The organism is Sphingomonas sp. PEI4, assembly GCF_056679955.1.
This window is the reverse complement of sequence record NZ_CM155258.1, coordinates 2,282,616-2,301,094: the sequence shown is the minus strand read 5'-3', so window position 1 is coordinate 2,301,094 and position 18,479 is coordinate 2,282,616. Positions and strand designations below refer to the sequence as shown.

The following is an 18,479-nucleotide window of genomic DNA, read 5'->3' as shown; positions in this document are numbered from 1 at the left end:
CGTGCGGAAACGAACCACACTTCTGTTTCCCCGCGAAGGCGGGGACCCAGTCTGGGCTCCCGCCTTCGTGGGAGAACAAGGAAGCGCGGGCGACGGTGGTGTGTGCGGGATCGCGCTCCACTGAATCCACCCCGGCGAAGGCCGGGGCCCAATTGGAAGGGTCGTCGTAGCGGAAGACCGACCTCAATCACCACCGGCCCCCAATGGGCCCCGGCCTCCGCCGGGGTGGTGCACATTAGGGCGCCGGGGTGGAGCACATGAGGGGCGGAGGCTTTCCCATACTGCCTCCCATACCCGTGGTGATTGCCTCTAGACTGCCCCCCTCCCGTTTCCGGCCCCATCGCTGTAAAGCATCCCGGATGACCCTCTTCCGCTACCTCGCCGCGCTCCTCCTCCTAGCCACCGCGCTCCCAGCGATCGCGCAGGACGAGCCCAAGGTCGCGACCGTCGCCGCCAGCCTCACCCAGGCCTCGGCCGAGCTCCAGGCGATCGACGACGCCACCCTCGCCGCGCGCGACGACAAGGCGCGGCAGGCGTTGCGGGATCGCGCGCAGGCCGTGCAGACCACCGCCGCCGACGCCGTCCGCACGCTCACGCCGGAGATGGCGCTGGTCCAGGCGCGCGTCGCGGAACTCGGTGCCGCCACGCCCGGCGTGGTCGAGGCGCCCGAGATCCGCACGCAACGCAAGCTCCTCGCACAGAGCCAGTCCGCGATCGATTCAGCGATCAAGCGCGCGCGGCTGATCGGGATCGAGGCCAAGCAGCAGATCGACGACATCGGCGCGGCCGAAGCGGAGGAACTCGGCCAGCAATTGTCCGAGAACACCGGCTCGCCGCTGTCGCCGACATTGTGGGCGGGGATCGTCGATCACCTGCCACGCGACACCGCGCGGCTGATGCGGTTCGTCAATGTCGAGACCCGCCAGTTCGGCGCGCGGTTCGACATCCGCGCCGGGACCGGCCTGCTGGTCGGGATACTTGCCGCGCTGGTGCTGATCGTGCCGTTGCGCCGCTGGCTGCACGGCGTCGGCCGGCGCTACGCGACCGATCACGCACCCGGCGGTCGCTTGCGGCGCTCGGCCTATGCATTGTGGTTGGTGGTGATTGGCACTGCGCTGCCGGGGCTTGCAGCGCTGGCGATCGTCGCGTCGCTGCGCTGGGCCGGGCTTGTATCGCCCGCCTGGAGCCGGTTCGGCGCGATCTTCGTCGGCATCTCGTGGTTTTCCGCGTTCGTGTCGTCGCTCGGTGGCGCGCTGCTGTTGCGCGGCCAGTCCACCTGGCGGCTGTTGCCGATCGGCGATCCCGCCTCGCAGGCGTTGCGGCCCTACACCTGGATGGCGGCCGGGCTGATCTTCTTCGGCCAGTTGTTGATTGCAACGAACGCGTTGATCGGCATCAGCGCGCCGGCGTCGAGCGCCGCCAACGCGGTCGTCGCGCTGCTGCACATCGTCCTGCTCGGCGCGATCCTGGTGACGCTCGGCCGGTTGCGCGCCGCCGCGCTGCCCGATCCGACCAAGCCCGCGCGCAACACGCTGCTCGCGATCGTCGCGACGCTCGTCTGGCTGGTGTTGCTCGTCACGCTGATCGCCGGGCTGATCGGCTATGTGAACTTCGCGCTGAAGGTCGCGACGTGGCTGCTGTGGGGCGCGATCGTCGGTGCGACGCTGTATCTGATGATGACCTTCACCGACGATGCGTGCCGGACGCTGCTGTCGAGCGGCAACCGCCTCGGCCGGTCGGCGAACAGCGGCTTCGGCGTCGACAACAAGACCGTCGACCAGATCGGCGTGCTGCTGTCCGCGGTGCTGCGGCTGTTGCTGATCATGCTCGCGGTCGGCGCGGTGATGGCGCCGTTCGGTGCGGGCGTCGGCTCGGCGTTCGAGCTGTTCGGCACGGTCGCGAACGGCGTGACCATCGGCCAGGTCACGATCTCGCCGGGCGCGGTGCTGCGCTCGATCGCGGTGCTGTTCGTCGCGCTGGCGATCATGCGCGGGCTGCAGCATTGGCTGGTGAACAGCTACCTCCCGACCACTGCGATGGATGCCGGCGCGCAGAATTCGGTGACCATGGTCGCGCGCTATGCCGGGATCATCGCCGCGGTGCTGTGGTCGCTCGGCGCGCTCGGGATCGGCATGGAGAAGCTTGCCGTGGTGCTCGGTGCGCTGTCGGTCGGTATCGGCTTCGGCCTCCAGGCGATCACGCAGAACTTCGTCTCGGGGCTGATCCTGCTCGCCGAGCGCCCGGTGAAGATCGGCGATCTCGTCCGGATCGGCAACATGGAGGGCGACGTCAAACGGATCAACGTGCGCTCGACCGAGATCGAGGTGGCGGACCGCTCGACGCTGATCGTGCCGAACTCGGAACTGATTACCAAGACGATCCAGAACATGACGCTGGCCGCGCCGATCGGCCGGATCCAGCTGCAATTCTCGGTGCCGCTCGAGGAGGATCTCGATGCGGTGCGGACGATGGTGTTGGCGGCGTTTGCGGAGAAGCACGAGGTGCTCGATCACCCCGAGTCCAAAGTGTTCATCGACTCGATCGATGCCGGTCGCGCCAAGTTCAACTGCTTCGCCTATGTGGCCAGTCCGCGCGATGCCTATCCGATCCGCAGCGAACTGCTGTTCACGCTGCTCCGCCAGTTCCGCGAGGCGGGGATCGAAGTCGGCGCGACCGCGACCAAGATGGAGATCGTGGGTGGCACGCCTGCCCCGTTCATGCCCGACCAGAACCCCGATCAGAATAGCGCGTAAGGCAACGACACGCTGAAGCTCGACCCCGCCGCCATCGTCCCCCGTGGGCGGATGCGGACGTTGGTGACCGCTTTCGGCGTGACGGCGGGGTCATAGGTCCAACTGGTGCCGCCGTTCGCCGAGAAATCGACGTCGTCGGTGGTGCTGGCGGGCGCGGTGTAGGTCACCGCCAGCGACGAAGCGGGCGAACCTTCGGCGGTCATCACGTACGCCGTCGAGGCGGTTCCGTCGCCGTCGAGTGCCACTGCCCCCCGCGCAGGGGTCGGGAGTACGACGTTGAGCGAGTTGGCGTCGACCGGGACGATATCGGTATTGGTCAGCGTGATCGTCGTCCGCTGTTTGCTGCCTGGGATCGCGCGCGGGTTGCTGGTCGCGGACAGCGGATCCCATGTCGTCCGTGTGACGATGACGACGCCGACCGGCTTGGGTAAAACGATCATCGTCACCGACACGGTCGCGACGGGAATCGGGGTCGGGTTCCGATCGAGTGTGCCGACACACAGGCCCAATACGCCGAGCAGGTCGCAGAAGCGCCACTCCCACGCGATCCTGAAGCTGCCCGTATAGGTGCCGGGCGGAAGTGCGGCGGTCGACGACGGACGGACGTGAACCTGGACGTCGCGCGCGGTGCCGCCGAGTAACCCGAGCAGATTGATGAGGCCGCCGTTCATGTAGACGAACGGCGTGCCGGGGGTGAAGGGATAGGCGCCCGCGCCGTCCGCGGCGACCGCGTAATTGGCGGTGACGGTGTTCGCGGGGTTGGTCGAGGTCAGTTTGAAGCCGTCGGGGCTGGTCACGGTCGCGCGCAGATAATTGCCGCCGAGCAGGGCGATCACGGTGCTCGGACAATCGAACCCGCCGGGAACGTCGACATAAGGCGGCGCGCCGTCGACCAAAGCAGCCGACAAATAGGAGCCGAGCGTGGTCGGTCCGGTATTGGTCACGGCACAGGCCGCCCAGGCCGAGGACGGCACCGCGAACGCCACGATGGCGATCAGCGTCTTCATAAGTCCGGTCGTCAACGCTTCATCCCTCCGCGTCCTGCTCGTGCGCCATCCGCTAATCGGCGATTGGTTAAGGCGCTTTCAAAGACCTGAAATGGGTGTTTTCGTTGGACCGGTGCGCCGTGCGCTCGGCTCCGGCTTTTGGGAGGCTTGCGGCGACCGTCAAACTGTTCAAACGTGGCCGGCATGACGATCGCTCCCACCGCATCGCCCCTCTCGGCGCAGCCGCGCACCATATTGATCGCGAGCGTCGCGACGGCCGCGCTCTCGGGCCTGTTGTTCGGTTTCGATACGGCGGTCATCGCCGGCGTGACCGGCGCGCTCAAAGCCAAATTCGCGCTCAGTGAAGCGTGGCTCGGTTTCACCGTGTCGTCGGCGCTATGGGGCACGCTGATCGGTGCGCTGTTCATCGGCTCGCTCGGCGATCGCTATGGCAGTCGCAACGTGCTGCGCGTGCTCGCCTTCCTCTACGTCGTCACCGCGCTCGGCTGCGCATTGGCGTGGAACTGGCACAGCTTCATCGGCTTCCGCTTCATCAACGGCATCGCGATCGGCGGTTCGTCGGTGCTCGCACCCGCGTACATCGCCGAACTCGCGCCACCGGCACAGCGCGGGAAAATGGTCGGCGGGTTCCAGTTCGCGGTCATCCTCGGCATCCTGCTCGCCTATGTCTCGAACGCGATCATCGGCGCGCTCGATCTGGGCGATATCGAGTGGCGGTGGAAGCTCGGGATCGTCGCAGCACCGTCGCTGGTGTTCTTCGCGCTGCTGTTCCGCATCCCCAATTCGCCGCGCTGGCTGCTCACCAAGGGACGCGACGTCGAGGCGAAGCAGGTGTTGGCACTGGTCGGCATGAGCCCTGACGTCGCGCGGGCCGAACTCGCTGCTCCCAAGGGCGATGCGTCGCTCTCCTGGACGCGCCACCGCAAGCCGATCACGCTCGCCTTCCTGGTCGCGATGTTCAACCAGTTCAGCGGCATCAACGCGTTCCTCTATTACCTCAACGACATCTTCAAGGCGTCGGGCGGCGGCCTCTCGCCCGATCTCCAGGCGGTGATGATCGGTGTCGCCAACATGGTCTTCACGCTGCTCGGCATGCTGTTGATCGACCGGATCGGCCGACGCACGCTGTTGCTGTGGGGCTCTGCGGGCATGACCGCGGCGCTGTCGGTCGGCGGGCTGGCGCTGCTCGGCGTGCTGCCCAGCTGGCTGCTGCTGCCGTCGCTGATCGTCTTCATCATGTTCTTCGCCCCCGGTTCGGGCGCGGTGATCTGGGTGTATATCTCGGAGGTGTTCCCGCAGAACGTCCGTGCGCGCGGGTCGAGCATCGGCTCGTCGAGCCATTGGGGCTGGAACGCGGTGATCGCGCAGGTCTTCCCCGTCGCCGCGGCATGGTCGGCGGGCGCGCCGTTCCTGTTCTTCGCCGCGATGATGGCGGTGCAGTTCGTCACCGTGTTCCTGTATTTCCCGGAGACCAAGGGCGTGCCGCTGGAGGATATGGACGCGCATATGTCGCGATAACCGCAGATGCGACGAAAGCACTGCCGAACCGGCACAATCCTGCGACAATTGGACGCTAGTTCAAACCCCTGATCGGCGGTCGATCATTGGGGTGGAACGGGTATGCGTAAACTGGGTCTGGTTCTGGCGGTGAGCATGCCTGCGATGGCGGCTGCGCAACAGGCACCGTCGCCATCGGCGGGCGCCTCCGCGGCACAGACGCAGGAACAGGACGAGGCGGCCGACGCAGAGGAGATCGTCGTCACCGGATCGCGCAAGCTGCCGGGCTCCGTGATCGGCGACATCCCGCCCGACCAGACTCTGGGCCAAGCCGAGATCCGCTCCTACGGCGTGAGTTCGATCTCCGACCTGCTCAACGAACTCAGCCCGCAGACCACGAGCGGCCGTGGCAGCGGCGGTGCGCCGGTGGTGCTGCTCAACGGTCGCCGCATCTCCAGCTTCAGCGAGATCCGCGACATCCCGACCGAGGCGATCCAGCGCGTCGAGATCCTGCCCGAGGAGGTCGCGCTCAAATATGGCTACCGCGCCGACCAGAAGGTCGTGAACTTCGTCCTGCGCCGTCGCTTCCGCGCGGTCACCGCGGAGGTGACTGACAGGATGCCGACCGAGGGCGGCAGCAACACGCCGCTGGGCGAGCTCGACATGCTCACCATCGCGCGCGACCGCCGCCTAAACCTGCACGTCGAATACACCTCGACCTCGGCACTGACCGAGGCCGAACGCGACATAAGCCCGATCGCCAGCACCTCGCTCGCGAGCAGGGTGCTTGGCGCGAACGGCGCGATCATCGATCCCACGCCGTTCCGTACGCTAGAGCCCGAGAACAGCACGTTCACCGCGAACGGCGTCTATGCCCGCAACATCTTCGGCAACATCGGCGCGACGATCAACGGACGCATCGAATCGACCGACAGCCGCAGCCTCAACGGCCTGCCCGTCGCCGCCCTGACGCTCGCCGATGGGACTACCGTCATCAACCGCGCGCTCGACGACGACGGCTTCCTCCCGCTCGCCCAACGCACTTCGTCGATCGCCACGCATCTCGGCACCACGCTCAACGGCGATCTCGGTACGTGGCGCTGGAACGTGACGGGGAATTACGACCGCAGCGATACGCAGACCTTCACCGAGACGGGCGTCGATGCGACCGCCTTCAATGCCCGGCTCGCGGCCGGCGATCCGACCGCCAACCCGTTCGGTCGCCTCACCGCCGGTGACATCGGCGCGGCACCCGGCAACCGTGCCTATGCCTCGCAGAGCACCGGTGGCGTCGATGCGGTCATCAACGGCAATCTGTTCAACCTGCCGGCGGGCGCGATCTCGACGACGATCAAGCTCGGCGCGGAAACCGCCGATTTCAGCAGCCGCTCGTACCGCGCACTGCGCGAACAGACCGGGCAAGTCTCGCGCGATACGGTCAACGGCCAGGTCAATGTCGACCTGCCGCTCACCAGCCGGTCGAAGGGCGTCCTGCCGTTTCTCGGCACGCTGTCGGCGAACTTCAACCTCGCCGAGGATCACCTGTCGGACTTCGGCACGCTGACCACGCTCGGCTACGGCGCGAACTGGTCGCCGATCGACGGCGTGCGAGTCATCGCTTCGGTCACCGACACCGACCAGGCGCCGACCGCGCAGCAGCTTGGCAACCCGTCGATCGCCACGCCCAACGTCCGCATCTTCGATTACGTGCGCGGCACCACCGCGACCGTCACGACGATCAGCGGCGGCAATCCCGGGTTGGTTGCCGACAACAACCATGTGAAGAAGGTCGGCCTGACGCTGAAGCCGTGGACCGCGAAGGACCTGTCGATCACGGCGAATTATGTCGAGAGCCGGGTCGACGATCCGATCGCCGCATTTCCCTCGGCGACTGCGGCGATCGAGGCGGCGTTCCCCAACCGTTTCACGCGCGATGCCGGCGGCAACCTGCTGCAGGTCGATCGCCGCCCGATCAATTTCGCGCGCAGCGAACGCTCCGAACTGCGCTGGGGAATCAACTTCTCCGCCCCGTTGAAGTCGAAGATCCAGAAGGAACTCGAGGCCTATCGCGCCGGCACCGGCCCCAATCCGTTCGAAGGGCTCCAACCCCCCGGCGGCTTCCGGCGACCCGACGGCGCGAGCGGCGGCCCGCGCGGGCAGGGCGGTACTGGTGGTGGCGCGCCTGGGGGCGGTGGACCCGGCGGCGGTGGCGGCGGGCGCGGCTTCGGCGGTCGTGGCGGACAGGCCGGCGGGCGTATCCAGTTCGCGGTCTACCACACCTGGCACTTCACCGACCGCGTGCTCGTCGCCGATGGCGGCCCACGCCTGAACCTGCTCGACGGCGATGCGATCGGCAACAGCGGCGGCCAGGCGCGTCATGAACTGGAGGCGCAGGCGGGCTATACCAACAACGGGCTCGGCGCGCGGATTTCCGCGAACTACGCGACCGGCACGACGGTCAATGGCGGCACCGCAGTCGCGCCCTCGACGCTCAATTTCGGCGGCCTCGCCACCGCCAATGTCCGCCTGTTCGCCGATCTCGGTCAGCGCCTCGAATGGGTAAAGGCGCATCCGTGGCTGCGCGGCATGCGCGTCAGCCTGTCGGTCGACAACGTCCTCAACACCCGCCAGCGCGTCACCGATGCGACCGGCGCGACGCCGAACAACTACCAGCCGGACTATCTCGACCCGTTCGGCCGCGCTGTCCGCATCAGCGTCCGTAAGCTGTTCTTCTGAGCGCTATCTCGCCTCGAAACTCGGTGTATCTATCCTGTTGCCCGACGACGAAGCGCGCTTATGATGCGACGAGATCGTTCGAAACCTAGGATAGTGTTCGCATATGGCTTTGAAAATGACCGCGCTTGCCGGCGTCGCTGCAATCGCCCTCGTCTCGCCCGCAATGGGCGAGGCCCAGCGACCCGCCACCCCCGCGGCAAAGCCTGCGCCGGTCGCGGATCTCGTGAAGTCGGTCGACATTCCCTACCAGCAGTTCACGTTGAAGAACGGGCTGCGCGTCGTCGTGCATACCGATCGCAAGGCGCCCGTCGTGGCAGTCAGCGTCTGGTATAACGTCGGGTCGAAGTTCGAGCCGAAGGGCAAGACCGGCTTCGCGCATCTGTTCGAGCATCTGATGTTCAACGGCTCCGAGAACGCGCCCGGCGATTTCTTCGAGCCGCTGAAACAGGTCGGCGCGACCGACTTCAACGGCACCACCTATTATGATCGCACAAATTATTTCGAGACGGTGCCGACCGCCGCACTCGACCGCGCGCTGTTCCTCGAATCCGACCGCATGGGCTACCTCACCGGCGCGATCACGCAAGGCGTGCTCGACGAGCAGCGCGGCGTCGTCCAGAACGAAAAGCGCCAGGGCGACAACCAGCCCTACGGCCTGACCGAATACAAGATCACCGAGGGGCTTTTCCCCGCGACGCATCCGTACGGCCACACCACGATCGGTTCGATGGCGGATCTCGACGCCGCCTCGCTGCAGACCGTGAAGGACTGGTTCAAGGATCATTATGGTCCGAACAACGCGGTGCTGGTGCTCGCCGGCGATGTTGATGCCACCACCGGCAAGGCGCTCGCGGAGAAGTATTTCGGCGGCATCCCCAAGGGCGCCGAGAGCATCGTCCCACCGGCACCGATCCCGACGCTCCCCGCCCCCGTCAGCGAGACGATCAAGGACCGTGTCGCCGCGGTGATGATCAGCCGCAACTGGGTGGTCCCAGGACTCAACGACAAGGACGGCACCGCGCTCAGCGTCGCAGCCGGCGTGCTCGGCGGTTTGGCGAGCAGCCGGTTCGACACAGCGCTGGTCAAGAAGGAGAAGCTGGTCACGCGCATCTCCGCCTCGAACAACAGCTTCAGCCAGCTCGGCATGTTCCAGATCGAGGCGATCGTCCGCGAGGGCGTCGATCCGGCGCTCGTGACCAAGCGGATCGACGAAATCCTCGCCGACTTTCTGAAGAACGGCCCGACCGCCGACGAGGTCGGCCGCGTCGCCACGACGACGGCGTCGCGCACGATGCAGGGGCTTGAGTCCGTCGGCGGCTTTGGCGGCAAGGCCGTGACGCTGGCCGAGGGCGCGCTGTATTCGAACGATCCCGGCTATTACAAGAAACAGCTCTTGCAGCTGGCAGCCGAGACGCCCGCGAGCGTGAAGGCCGCGGCGGTGAAGTGGCTGTCGCGCCCCGCCTATTCGCTGACGGTCGTACCGGGGCCGCGCGACGCCTACGCCAATGCCGTCGTGCCGCCCAAGGTCGACGTCGTGCCGGCACCCGAAGCGCCACCGAAGGGCACGCGTGGAGCGTTGCCGGCGGTCGGCCAGGTTGCGGGACTGAGCTTCCCGAACGTCGAACGCACGCGCCTCGCGAACGGTATCGAGCTGGTCTACGCGCAGCGTACGGCGGTGCCGGTGACGCAGGCGGTGTTGAGCTTCGATGCGGGCACTGCGGCGGACGTCGCCGGCAAGCTCGGCACGCAGCAACTGACGCTCGCGATGATGGACGAGGGCACGCCGACCCGCGATTCGGTCGCGCTGGCCGAGGCCAAGGAGCGGCTCGGTGCGGATATCGGTTCGGGGGCATCGAGCGACCGGACCTTCCTGTCGTTGCAGGTGCCGAGTGCCAACCTCGCGCCCGCGATCGACCTGTTCGCCGACATCGCGCAGAACCCGGCCTTTGCCGACGCCGAGGTCGCGCGCGTCAAGAACCAGCAACTTGCACAGATCGCCCAGGAGCTGACCAGTCCAAGCGGGATCTACGCCCGCGTGATGCCGCCGCTGCTTCAGGGGCCGACCTCGCCCTATGCCAAGGCGATCGGCAGCGGCGATCCGAAGGCGGTCGCGGCGCTGACTCGCGCAGACCTTGTGGCGTTCCAGCATGCGTGGCTGCGGCCCGACAAGGCCAAGATCTTCGTCGTCAGCGATCGTCCGCTTGCGGAGGTGAAGGCGGCGCTCGACGGCCGGTTCGGCACGTGGACGCCGACCGGCGCGGCTGGTGCCAAGGTGTTCCCGGCGACGGTCACGCCATCGGGGCCGAAGATCGTGCTGGTCGATCGGCCGGACAGCCCGCAATCGGCGATCTTCGCCGGTATCCCGACCGGTCTGAAGGGCACGCAGGACCTGTTGCCGATCGCGACTGCGAACGATGCGCTCGGCGGCAGCTTCCTCGGGCGCGTCAACATGGACCTGCGCGAGACCAGGCATTGGTCCTACGGCGTGTCGGGGCGGTTCCAGCAGGTCGAGAACGCCGCGCCCTACATCCTGTCGGCGCCGGTGCAGGCGGACCAGACCGGTCCGTCGATCGCGGCCCTGCGCAGCGATATCGGTGCGTTCCTCGGCAAGGAGCCGATGACCAAGGCCGAGTTCGATCGCGCGATCAACGGCGCGATCCGCTCGCTGTCGGGCAATTTCGAAACGTCCGATGCCGTGTTGAGCGCGATGCAGCAGAACGACCTTCTGAAGCGGCCCGACAATTACTACGCGACGATCACGCAGCGTTACCAAGGGCTTACCTTGCCGCAGCTCAACACGGCGATCCAGCAGGCGATCGATCCGAAGAAGACGATCTGGGTCGTGGTCGGCGATGCGAAGACGGTGCGACCGCAGCTTGACAGCATCGGCCTGCCGGTCGAGGTCATTCCCGCGGCGTCGGTTGCCGGCGCCAAGTAATTCAGGAGAGAGAGCAATGGCAAACGTCGATGGCAGCTGGGATTGCGTGGTCAAATCGCCGTTGGGCGATCAGAAGATGACGTTGACAGTGAACAGCGCCGGCAACACCTTCACCGGTGCGGTGTCGGGCGCGATGGGCGGCATGGACGTCACCGGTGACGTCGATGGCGACACGATCACCTGGAAGCAGAGCATGACCGTGCCGATGCCGATGACGCTCGACTGCAAGGCGACCGTCGAGGATGACGTGCTCAAGGGCAGCGTCGCGGCCGGTGCATTCGGCAGCTTCCCGCTGACCGGAACGCGCACGGCCTGATCGCCATTCGCGCGGTGAAGAGCCCGTCTTTCCTGTCGGGAAGGGCGGGCTTTTTCATGGTCGTCGAGTAAGTGCGGCCTTCCCGTGCCGGCGATAGAGTTGACCATGGCGCGCGCGGCAACCTGATGGTCCAAGTCGTGCGATAGTTGTTGGCGGGCGCCTGCAGTCGATCCGGGATTAGACTGTAAGAATCTTCCTATCACAGCGATGTAACTGGTTCTTAGGAGGCTGTAGGCCAAGGTCTGCGCGAACAGCCGCCGGAACTGCCCATGAAACGTCTTCCCCTGATTGCCCCGAACCCGCCGCGCCTGAGCGAGCATCTCGACGCGCTGCGGCGGGTCGAGGAGTCCGGGGTGTTCAGCAACAACGGCCCGGAAGTACGTGCGTTCGAGGCGGGCGTGACCGAGACGCTGTTCGGTGGTCACGGCGCCAGCCTCGCTGTCGGCAACGCGACGCTCGGCCTGATGCTCGCCATCCGTCACGCATCGGGCATGCGGACTGGCAACCTTGATCCAAAGCCCGGCACGCTGGCGCTCATGCCCGCGATGACGTTTGCCGCGACTGCACAGGCGGCGGCGTGGGCAGGGCTGACGCCGCTGATCTGCGATATCGATCCCGACGATTGGGGGGCGTGCGCGCGCGATGAGGAGCGGCTGCTGCACCGCCACGGCGACCGGATCGGTGTGGTCGTGCCCTATGCCACCTTCGGCAACGCGATCGACCTTGATCGGTACGCCCATTACCAGAAGCGCTACGGCGTTGGCATCGTGATCGACGCGGCATCGTCGCTCGGCACGCGCGACGATGCCGGCGAGGGGTTCGGCGCGCGTGCACCGTTCGCGGTGGTCCACTCGATGCACGCGACCAAGACGTTCGCGGTCGGGGAGGGCGGGCTGGTCCACAGCGGCGACGTCGACCTGATCGCGACATTGCGCGCGATGGGCAATTTCGGGTTCGAAGGCAGCCGAAACGCGACCCTGCCCGGCATCAACGCCAAGCTGCCGGAGATCCTAGCGATCATGGCACAGGCCAAGCTCGCCGAGATCGACGCCGTCACCGCGCATCGCGCTCTCCTCGAAGCGACCTACCGCGAGGCGCTCCCGACCTTCCAGCTCCAGGCGGTTTCGGGTCAGCGCCGCGCGATGCAGTTCATGCCCGTGCTGTTGCCCGAGCGTCTCGCGCATCACCGCGATGCGATCGTCGAGGACATCGAGGCGCAGGGCATCGGCTGCGGCCGATATTTCAGCCCGCATCTCGGCGAGCAGCCCTGGTTCCAGGCAACGGCGGTGATCGAGTCGACGCCCGTCGCGGACAGGATCGCCGGGCGCATGCTGTCGTTGCCGATCACCGATGCGATGACGGTCGCGGATGTGCAGCGCGCGGCCGGAGCAGTCGTGAATGCCTGCGCGGCGATAGTCCGGCCGCGCGATCGGCGTGCCTCGGTGCGCGGTGCTGCCGGCACGGTCGCGTCGGTGATCGTGATCGGCGGCGGTCCGGCGGGGACGGCGATGCTGACCTCCGCGACCAAGCGCGGCCTTCTGCCCGATCTCGCCGCGTCGGGGCTGATGGTGATCGAGCGCGGCGGCGCGATCGGTGGCGGGCAACTCGGCCGTTACGCGATCACCTCCGATTCGACCGCGGATACCTTCCTGAGCGGTGTACGCGACAATATTCATCCCGAACTCGCGCTGCTGGTGGATCATCCCGCCGGGCGTGCCGTTGCTGCCCATCAGGACGCGCTCGGCGTGCCGCTTGCCGAGGTCGGCCCGTTGCTGCGCGCCACCGGCGACCGGCTGACCGATATCGTTCGCGAAAACGGCGGAACCGTGCTGGTCGGGCACGAGGCGCTCGGCGTGAAGCGGGTCGGCGACGCGCTGTGGAGCGTGCAGCTCCGACGCGTGGCCGATGGCCATGTCTTCGAACAGGTCGCATCGAGCGTCGTCGTCGCGACCGGCGGCCATCAGCCGCTCGATCGACTCGCGACGCAACGTGTCGCCGGCGCGCGCCTGATCGACCTTGCATCGGGCAAGTTGCTGCAATCGGACGATGTCCTGACGCTCGGTGGTTTCGACAAGGTCGTCGACCTGCTCGCGGGCAAGCGCAATCCGCGGGTCGCGGTGATCGGCGGCTCGACCAGCGCGCTGACGACGATTGCGCTGCTGTTGAAGAGCCAGCCCGCGTTGCCGCTCGGCGCCGGTGCCATCACTCTGCTGCACCGGCGACCGCTACGCCCCTTCTACCATTCGGCAGAGGCCGCGCACGCCGAGGGGTTCACCGATTTCGGCCCCGACGACATTTGCCCGGTGTCGGGCTTCGTCTATCGCCTCGCCGGATTCCGCCTCGAGGCGCGCGAGCTGGTCGTTCGGATGCTCGGGATCGATGGCCGCGTACCCGATCCGCGCGTCGCGGTTCACCGGATCGCAGGCGACGACGATGCCGCCGCCCGCGCGTATGTCGAGCAGGCGGACATCGTCATCGCCGCGCTCGGCTACCGCCCGATCGCGATCCCGATCGCGGACCGTGACGGCAGCCCGATCGCTCTGGCGGCGCATGACGGCCGCCCGATGGTCGATCGTCACTGCCGGATCATGGACGCCGCCGATACACCGATTGCCGGGCTCTATGGCTTGGGGCTCGCGGCCGGTTTCGTACCCTGGGGGCCACTCGGCGGGGAGTGCAGCTTCACCGGGCAGGCCAACGGATTGTGGCTCTGGCAGAACGCCGTAGGGGCGATGATCGTCGACCAGGTCCTGGAAACCCGAGCGACGGCTGCGGCCTGACTTCTACGACCTGCCCGCCTCGTCCGTTCAGACCTTCGCGGCGTAGATCATCCGGCCGGCACCGAGCCGTGCGAACACCTGGTCGAGATCGCGCTCGCCGACCGCAAAGCAGCCCTGGCTGCGACCGAGCATGCCGTGGCTCTCGATCATGTCCTTGTTGGCGTACCATGCCGAATGCACGACGATCGCACGATCGAGCGCGTTGTTGTTGGTCGGATCGAGCCCGATCAGGCGCTGCGAGCGGCCATGCTTGCCGACGTAATAATCGTCGGTGACGAACGCGCCTTCGGACGAGGCGTTCGAGCCGAAGCGGTTCGAGAAGCGCTCCAGATAGCCGGTATGCGCAGGATCGGAACCGCTGCCATGGGCGACCAGCAACGACGTGCTGCGGCCGCTGGCGAGATCGACGAAGTGGAAGCGCGGCTTGCCCGATGGTGCTGCGAAGTCGGCGATCGCGATCCGGTCGTGATGCTGGATGCGGCTGCCGTGGCGGCTGAGCGATGCCATCGCCTGGCGCAGCAGGTCGGGCCGAACCACCTTCGGCGACGTCACTGCGACCGTCGTCCTTGGCAGCGGCGGCTGCGTCATCGGCTTCAAATCTCGTGCGGTCAGCGGACGTCCGAGACGCGTCGTCGCCGACACTGCCCCCGGCACCACCAAAGCCCCCGCCAATACCAGACCATTCTTCAGAAGCGCGCGTCGTTCGCGCACAGGACCTTGCTCGTCGTGCATCGATTTTCCCGAAAATTGCCCCGTTTCTTGGAACATCGTATAGCCGATTTTCCGTAAATATTCTGCAACCATTTCCACTGGTTGTGGGTCCGTTCCCTCCAACTACCCCGGCTTGGGGTCGGTTCGTCGACTCAGTCGTTCGACGGCACGTTTCGGAGAATCGCGCGTTGGGCGAAAATACCGAGACTCGAAGGCGGACGGGACGATGAGCAAGATGGCAAGCAGGATGGTGCGGTCTGTTACGGCAATGGGGCTGACCTTCGCCGTGTTGGCGGGCGCAGATCCCGCGCAGGCTGCGTCGGCCGCTGCTATTGCCGCGATGCCCATCGAGCAGGCCGCGACCGAACTCTCGCCCAACCAGTTCGTCTGGAAGGACAATGGCTCCACCGAGTCGGTGAGCATCGTCATCAGCCTGCTGGAACAGCGTGCGTTCGTCTATCGTGGGTCGACGATGATCGCGGCCACTACGATATCCAGCGGCAAGGATGGCAAGGATACGCCGGTCGGCACCTATCCGATCCTTCAGAAGAATGCGGTCCACAAGTCCAGCCTGTACGATGATGCGTCGATGCCGTTCATGCAGCGGCTGACCTGGGACGGCATCGCGATCCATGCGGGGCGGAACCCGGGCTTCCCCGCGTCGCACGGCTGCATCCGCGTGCCGCTCGGCTTTGCGAAACAGTTGTTTGGCGTGACTACGCTGGGGACGACCGTGACGGTGACCGATGATTTCGAGGGTGGAGCGGTCCCGGAGGCGCCAGTTGCGGATCAGGAGACCGCGGTGGCGAACCTGCGGCAGTCGATCTCGCTGGAGCAGTGACCCAGCGATAGGCGGCTATCTCGCCTGATCGGCTACCCGACCGTCATCCCCGCGGAGGCGGGGACCCATAACCTCAAACGGTCGCGAGCATGCCGCTAAGCCTGCCAGTATGGGTTCCCGCCTGCGCGGGAATGACGACGGTATTGTTTGCAGGCGGCCCGCGGCTGAAGCTCGGGGTGACGCGCGCTAAGCCGCGATCAGGAGCCCAAGCTCGACCAACCGCGCGCGAAAACCCGCGGCATCCGTAAACAGCACCGATTCGATCCCCAACGCCCGCGCCGCCGCCACGTTCGCCGCATTATCATCGACGAACACAGCATCCGCCGCCGCCAACCCGAATCGCTCCAGTGCCAGCCGATAGATCGCCGCATTCGGCTTCACCATCTTCTCCTCGCCCGAAACGACCACGTCGCGGAACCGGTCGAACAGATGCGCTTCACGCATGCGGAAGGGTGGCCAGAACTCGTGGCTGAAGTTCGTGATCGCGAACAGCGGCACGCCGGCCGCGTCCAGTTCTTCGACGATCTCCTGCATCCCAGCGATTCGCGCGCCAATGCTCTCGTTGAAACGCGGCCCCCAGGCAGCGATCAAGTCGGCATGATGCGGATGCAACGCCACCAGCTCCGCCGATGTGTCGGCGAAGTCGCGGCCAGCGTCGTGCTGGTAGTGCCAGTCGATAGTGACGACGTCACGCAGGAACGCGTCGAGCGCCCGATCGTCGTCGATCAGGCGCTCGTACAGGATCCGCGGATCCCAGTCGTACAGGACACGACCGACGTCGAAAATGACGGCGGTCTTCAGGGGGTTAGCCCTGGCGTGCCTTGAAGCGACGGTTGGTCTTGTTGATGACGTAGGTACGGCCACGACGACGGATCACGCGGTTATCGCGGTGACGATCCTTGAGCGACTTCAGGGAATTGCGGATCTTCATGATCGATTCGCTTCTTTTCAAATCTAGGTGTGCGGAAAGACGGGATCGCCTAATGGCGGGGTGTGTCCAAGTCAAGCAACGGACACGCTCGCGCCATCCGGGAACCCACTCGGCTGGTCAGAGCGTTACTATAGCGCAACATTCTAAGGAAGTCCCCGATGGCGGTTCGTTCGATTCTCGTCCTGGCGCTGGCAGGCGCATCCCTCACCGCGTGCGCGACCGGCCCGTCGCTGCCGCCGACCGAGGTGCTGCGCTATCATCTCGGCGAGCCGATCGACCGCGGCACCATCGCCGTCCAGCCGATGACCGGCGGCGGTCCGGCCAGCATTGAGTTCAAGACCTATGCAGCGGCCGTGCAGGGCCAGCTACTCCAGGCTGGCTACAGCGTCCCCGCACCCGGCGCGAAGCCGCTTCTGGTCGCGACCGTAGGCTTTACCCGCACCACGCAGGCCGGCCCGCCCAAGCGGTCGCCGATCAGCATCGGCATTGGTGGCGGCGGCTTCAGCGGCGGCGGCGGTCGTCGCGGTGGTGGCGGCGGCGTCGGGCTCGGCGGCGGGGTCGGCTTCCCGATCGGGGGCGGCGGGAGCACCGCGATCCTCGTCTCTGAACTGTCGGTGACGATCAAGCGCAACGCCGACCAGTCGCCCGTCTGGGAAGGCCGCGCGCAGACCTTCGCCGACGCTCGCAAGGAGGATGCGACGACCGATATCCAGGCCGGCAAGCTCGCCCGCGCGCTGTTCATGGGGTTCCCCGGCGAGTCCGGTCGCACTATCCAGGTGAAATGAACGCCCCAAGAGAAGCGAACGCAAACACCATGACCCCCGTCACCATCAACGCAGCCTTCGATGGCGGCAACATCCGTGTTGTCGCCATCGAAGGAGATCGAATCGACCTGGAGATCGTCACCGATTTCCAGTCCGACTTCTTCCAGTGGTTCTACTTCCGCGTGGCGGGGGCGGCTGGCCGCACGCTGACTTACCGCATCCTGAATGCGGGAAAGTCGGCCTATCCCTTCGGCTGGCCGGGCTACAAGACGCGCGCCAGCACCGATCGCCAGGCGTGGCGGATGATCGAGACTCGCTATGATGGTGGTATGCTCGAATTCGAGTTCACCGCCGACACCGATCTCGCCTGGTTCGCGTATTTCGCACCCTACACAATGGAAATGCACGAGGCGCTGGTGGCGCGAACCGCGTTGCTGCCGGGTGTCGCGCACCGCGAACTCGGCCAGTCGCTCGACGGGCAGGCGATCGATTGCTTCACGATCGGATCCGGGCCGAAGCAGGTCTGGATCTACGGTCGCCAGCATCCCGGCGAATCGATGACCGAATGGTGGATGGAAGGCGCGCTGGAGCGTCTCACCGATTCGGCCGATCCGATCACGGCGGACCTGCTGGCGAAGGCGACCTTCAACGTCGTCCCCAACATGAACCCGGACGGGACGCGGCGCGGTCATCTGCGCACCAATGCGGCCGGCGTGAACCTCAACCGCGAATGGAACACGCCGACGCTTGAGAAGAGCCCCGAAGTCCTGTGTGTCCGCAACGCCATGGACCAGACCGGCGTCCACGTCGCGATGGACATCCACGGCGACGAGGCGATCCCCGCGAACTTCATCGCAGGCTTCGAAGGCATCGCCTCCTGGACCGACGCGCAGGGGGAAAAATTCTACGAATACGGCCGGCGACTGGCGGCGCATACGCCCGATTTCCAGACCGAGAAGGGCTATCCCAAGTCCGCACCGGGCTCGGCGAACCTGTCGATGTCGACCAACCAGGTCGCGGAGCGGTTCGGCGCGGTGTCGATGACGCTGGAGATGCCGTTCAAGGATCACGACGCGAACCCCGACGCCGAGTTCGGCTGGTCGCCCGAGCGTTCGAAGCAGCTCGCGCATGCGATGCTGGAAACGCTCGCCGACATGATCGACGATATATAGCCTGATTACAAGAGCTTGGCATGGTTTAAGGGC

General features: G+C 66.3%; 13 protein-coding genes. 9 read left to right on the top strand and 4 right to left on the bottom strand.

Translation table 11 applies throughout. The features are described from left to right. The first annotated feature begins 359 nt into the window (after positions 1-359). On the top strand, positions 360-2,753 hold the full coding sequence (locus AC1MLZ_RS10535; RefSeq protein WP_480958406.1) for a DUF3772 domain-containing protein: 2,394 nt from the start codon (positions 360-362) through the stop codon (positions 2,751-2,753). On the opposite strand, the gene AC1MLZ_RS10530 is transcribed toward AC1MLZ_RS10535, so the two are convergent. Then, complete coding sequence (locus tag AC1MLZ_RS10530; RefSeq protein ID WP_480958405.1) at positions 2,738-3,775, bottom strand: spore coat protein U domain-containing protein; 1,038 nt, start codon at positions 3,773-3,775, stop codon at positions 2,738-2,740. The two genes, AC1MLZ_RS10535 and AC1MLZ_RS10530, sit on opposite strands and share 16 nt — an antisense overlap. Positions 3,776-3,943: 168 nt before the next feature. Here AC1MLZ_RS10530 and AC1MLZ_RS10525 point away from each other — a divergent pair, with 168 nt between their 5' ends. From AC1MLZ_RS10525 to AC1MLZ_RS10505, 5 genes are all read left to right on the top strand, one after another. Next, the gene (locus AC1MLZ_RS10525; RefSeq protein ID WP_480958404.1) at positions 3,944-5,278 is read left to right on the top strand and encodes a sugar porter family MFS transporter; all 1,335 of its coding nucleotides are present in this window, start codon (positions 3,944-3,946) and stop codon (positions 5,276-5,278) included. 102 nt (positions 5,279-5,380) lie between these two features. Next, positions 5,381-7,993 carry a TonB-dependent receptor gene (locus AC1MLZ_RS10520; RefSeq protein WP_480958403.1) on the top strand — a complete coding sequence of 871 codons (2,613 nt, stop codon included), beginning with the start codon at positions 5,381-5,383 and terminating at the stop codon, positions 7,991-7,993. 103 nt (positions 7,994-8,096) lie between these two features. Continuing rightward, positions 8,097-10,931 (top strand): M16 family metallopeptidase, encoded by a 2,835-nt coding sequence (locus AC1MLZ_RS10515; protein ID WP_480958402.1) that lies wholly within the window; start codon positions 8,097-8,099, stop codon positions 10,929-10,931. A gap of 16 nt (positions 10,932-10,947) precedes the next feature. Next, positions 10,948-11,247 (top strand): hypothetical protein, encoded by a 300-nt coding sequence (locus tag AC1MLZ_RS10510; RefSeq protein ID WP_056063904.1) that lies wholly within the window; start codon positions 10,948-10,950, stop codon positions 11,245-11,247. Positions 11,248-11,516: 269 nt separating this feature from the next. Continuing rightward, complete coding sequence (locus AC1MLZ_RS10505; protein WP_480958401.1) at positions 11,517-14,027, top strand: DegT/DnrJ/EryC1/StrS family aminotransferase; 2,511 nt, start codon at positions 11,517-11,519, stop codon at positions 14,025-14,027. Between the two features lie 27 nt (positions 14,028-14,054). On the opposite strand, the gene AC1MLZ_RS10500 is transcribed toward AC1MLZ_RS10505, so the two are convergent. Continuing rightward, positions 14,055-14,759 carry a murein L,D-transpeptidase catalytic domain family protein gene (locus tag AC1MLZ_RS10500; RefSeq protein WP_480958400.1) on the bottom strand — a complete coding sequence of 235 codons (705 nt, stop codon included), beginning with the start codon at positions 14,757-14,759 and terminating at the stop codon, positions 14,055-14,057. Between the two features lie 205 nt (positions 14,760-14,964). Between AC1MLZ_RS10500 and AC1MLZ_RS10495 the strand changes: the two genes are divergently transcribed. Further along, positions 14,965-15,579 (top strand): L,D-transpeptidase family protein, encoded by a 615-nt coding sequence (locus AC1MLZ_RS10495; protein ID WP_480958399.1) that lies wholly within the window; start codon positions 14,965-14,967, stop codon positions 15,577-15,579. Positions 15,580-15,765: 186 nt separating this feature from the next. Here AC1MLZ_RS10495 and AC1MLZ_RS10490 read toward each other — a convergent pair whose 3' ends face one another. After that, positions 15,766-16,380 (bottom strand): HAD-IA family hydrolase, encoded by a 615-nt coding sequence (locus AC1MLZ_RS10490; RefSeq protein WP_480961524.1) that lies wholly within the window; start codon positions 16,378-16,380, stop codon positions 15,766-15,768. Between the two features lie 4 nt (positions 16,381-16,384). Then, entirely contained in the window at positions 16,385-16,510 is a 126-nt protein-coding gene (gene ykgO / locus AC1MLZ_RS10485; protein WP_003046794.1) for a type B 50S ribosomal protein L36, read from the bottom strand. A 158-nt stretch (positions 16,511-16,668) separates the two neighbouring features. Between ykgO and AC1MLZ_RS10480 the strand changes: the two genes are divergently transcribed. Together AC1MLZ_RS10480 and AC1MLZ_RS10475 are read left to right on the top strand one after the other, a co-directional pair. After that, positions 16,669-17,295 carry a DUF4136 domain-containing protein gene (locus AC1MLZ_RS10480; RefSeq protein WP_480958398.1) on the top strand — a complete coding sequence of 209 codons (627 nt, stop codon included), beginning with the start codon at positions 16,669-16,671 and terminating at the stop codon, positions 17,293-17,295. Positions 17,296-17,324: 29 nt separating this feature from the next. Then, positions 17,325-18,446 carry a M14 family metallopeptidase gene (locus AC1MLZ_RS10475; protein WP_480958397.1) on the top strand — a complete coding sequence of 374 codons (1,122 nt, stop codon included), beginning with the start codon at positions 17,325-17,327 and terminating at the stop codon, positions 18,444-18,446. The last annotated feature ends 33 nt before the right edge of the window (positions 18,447-18,479 follow it).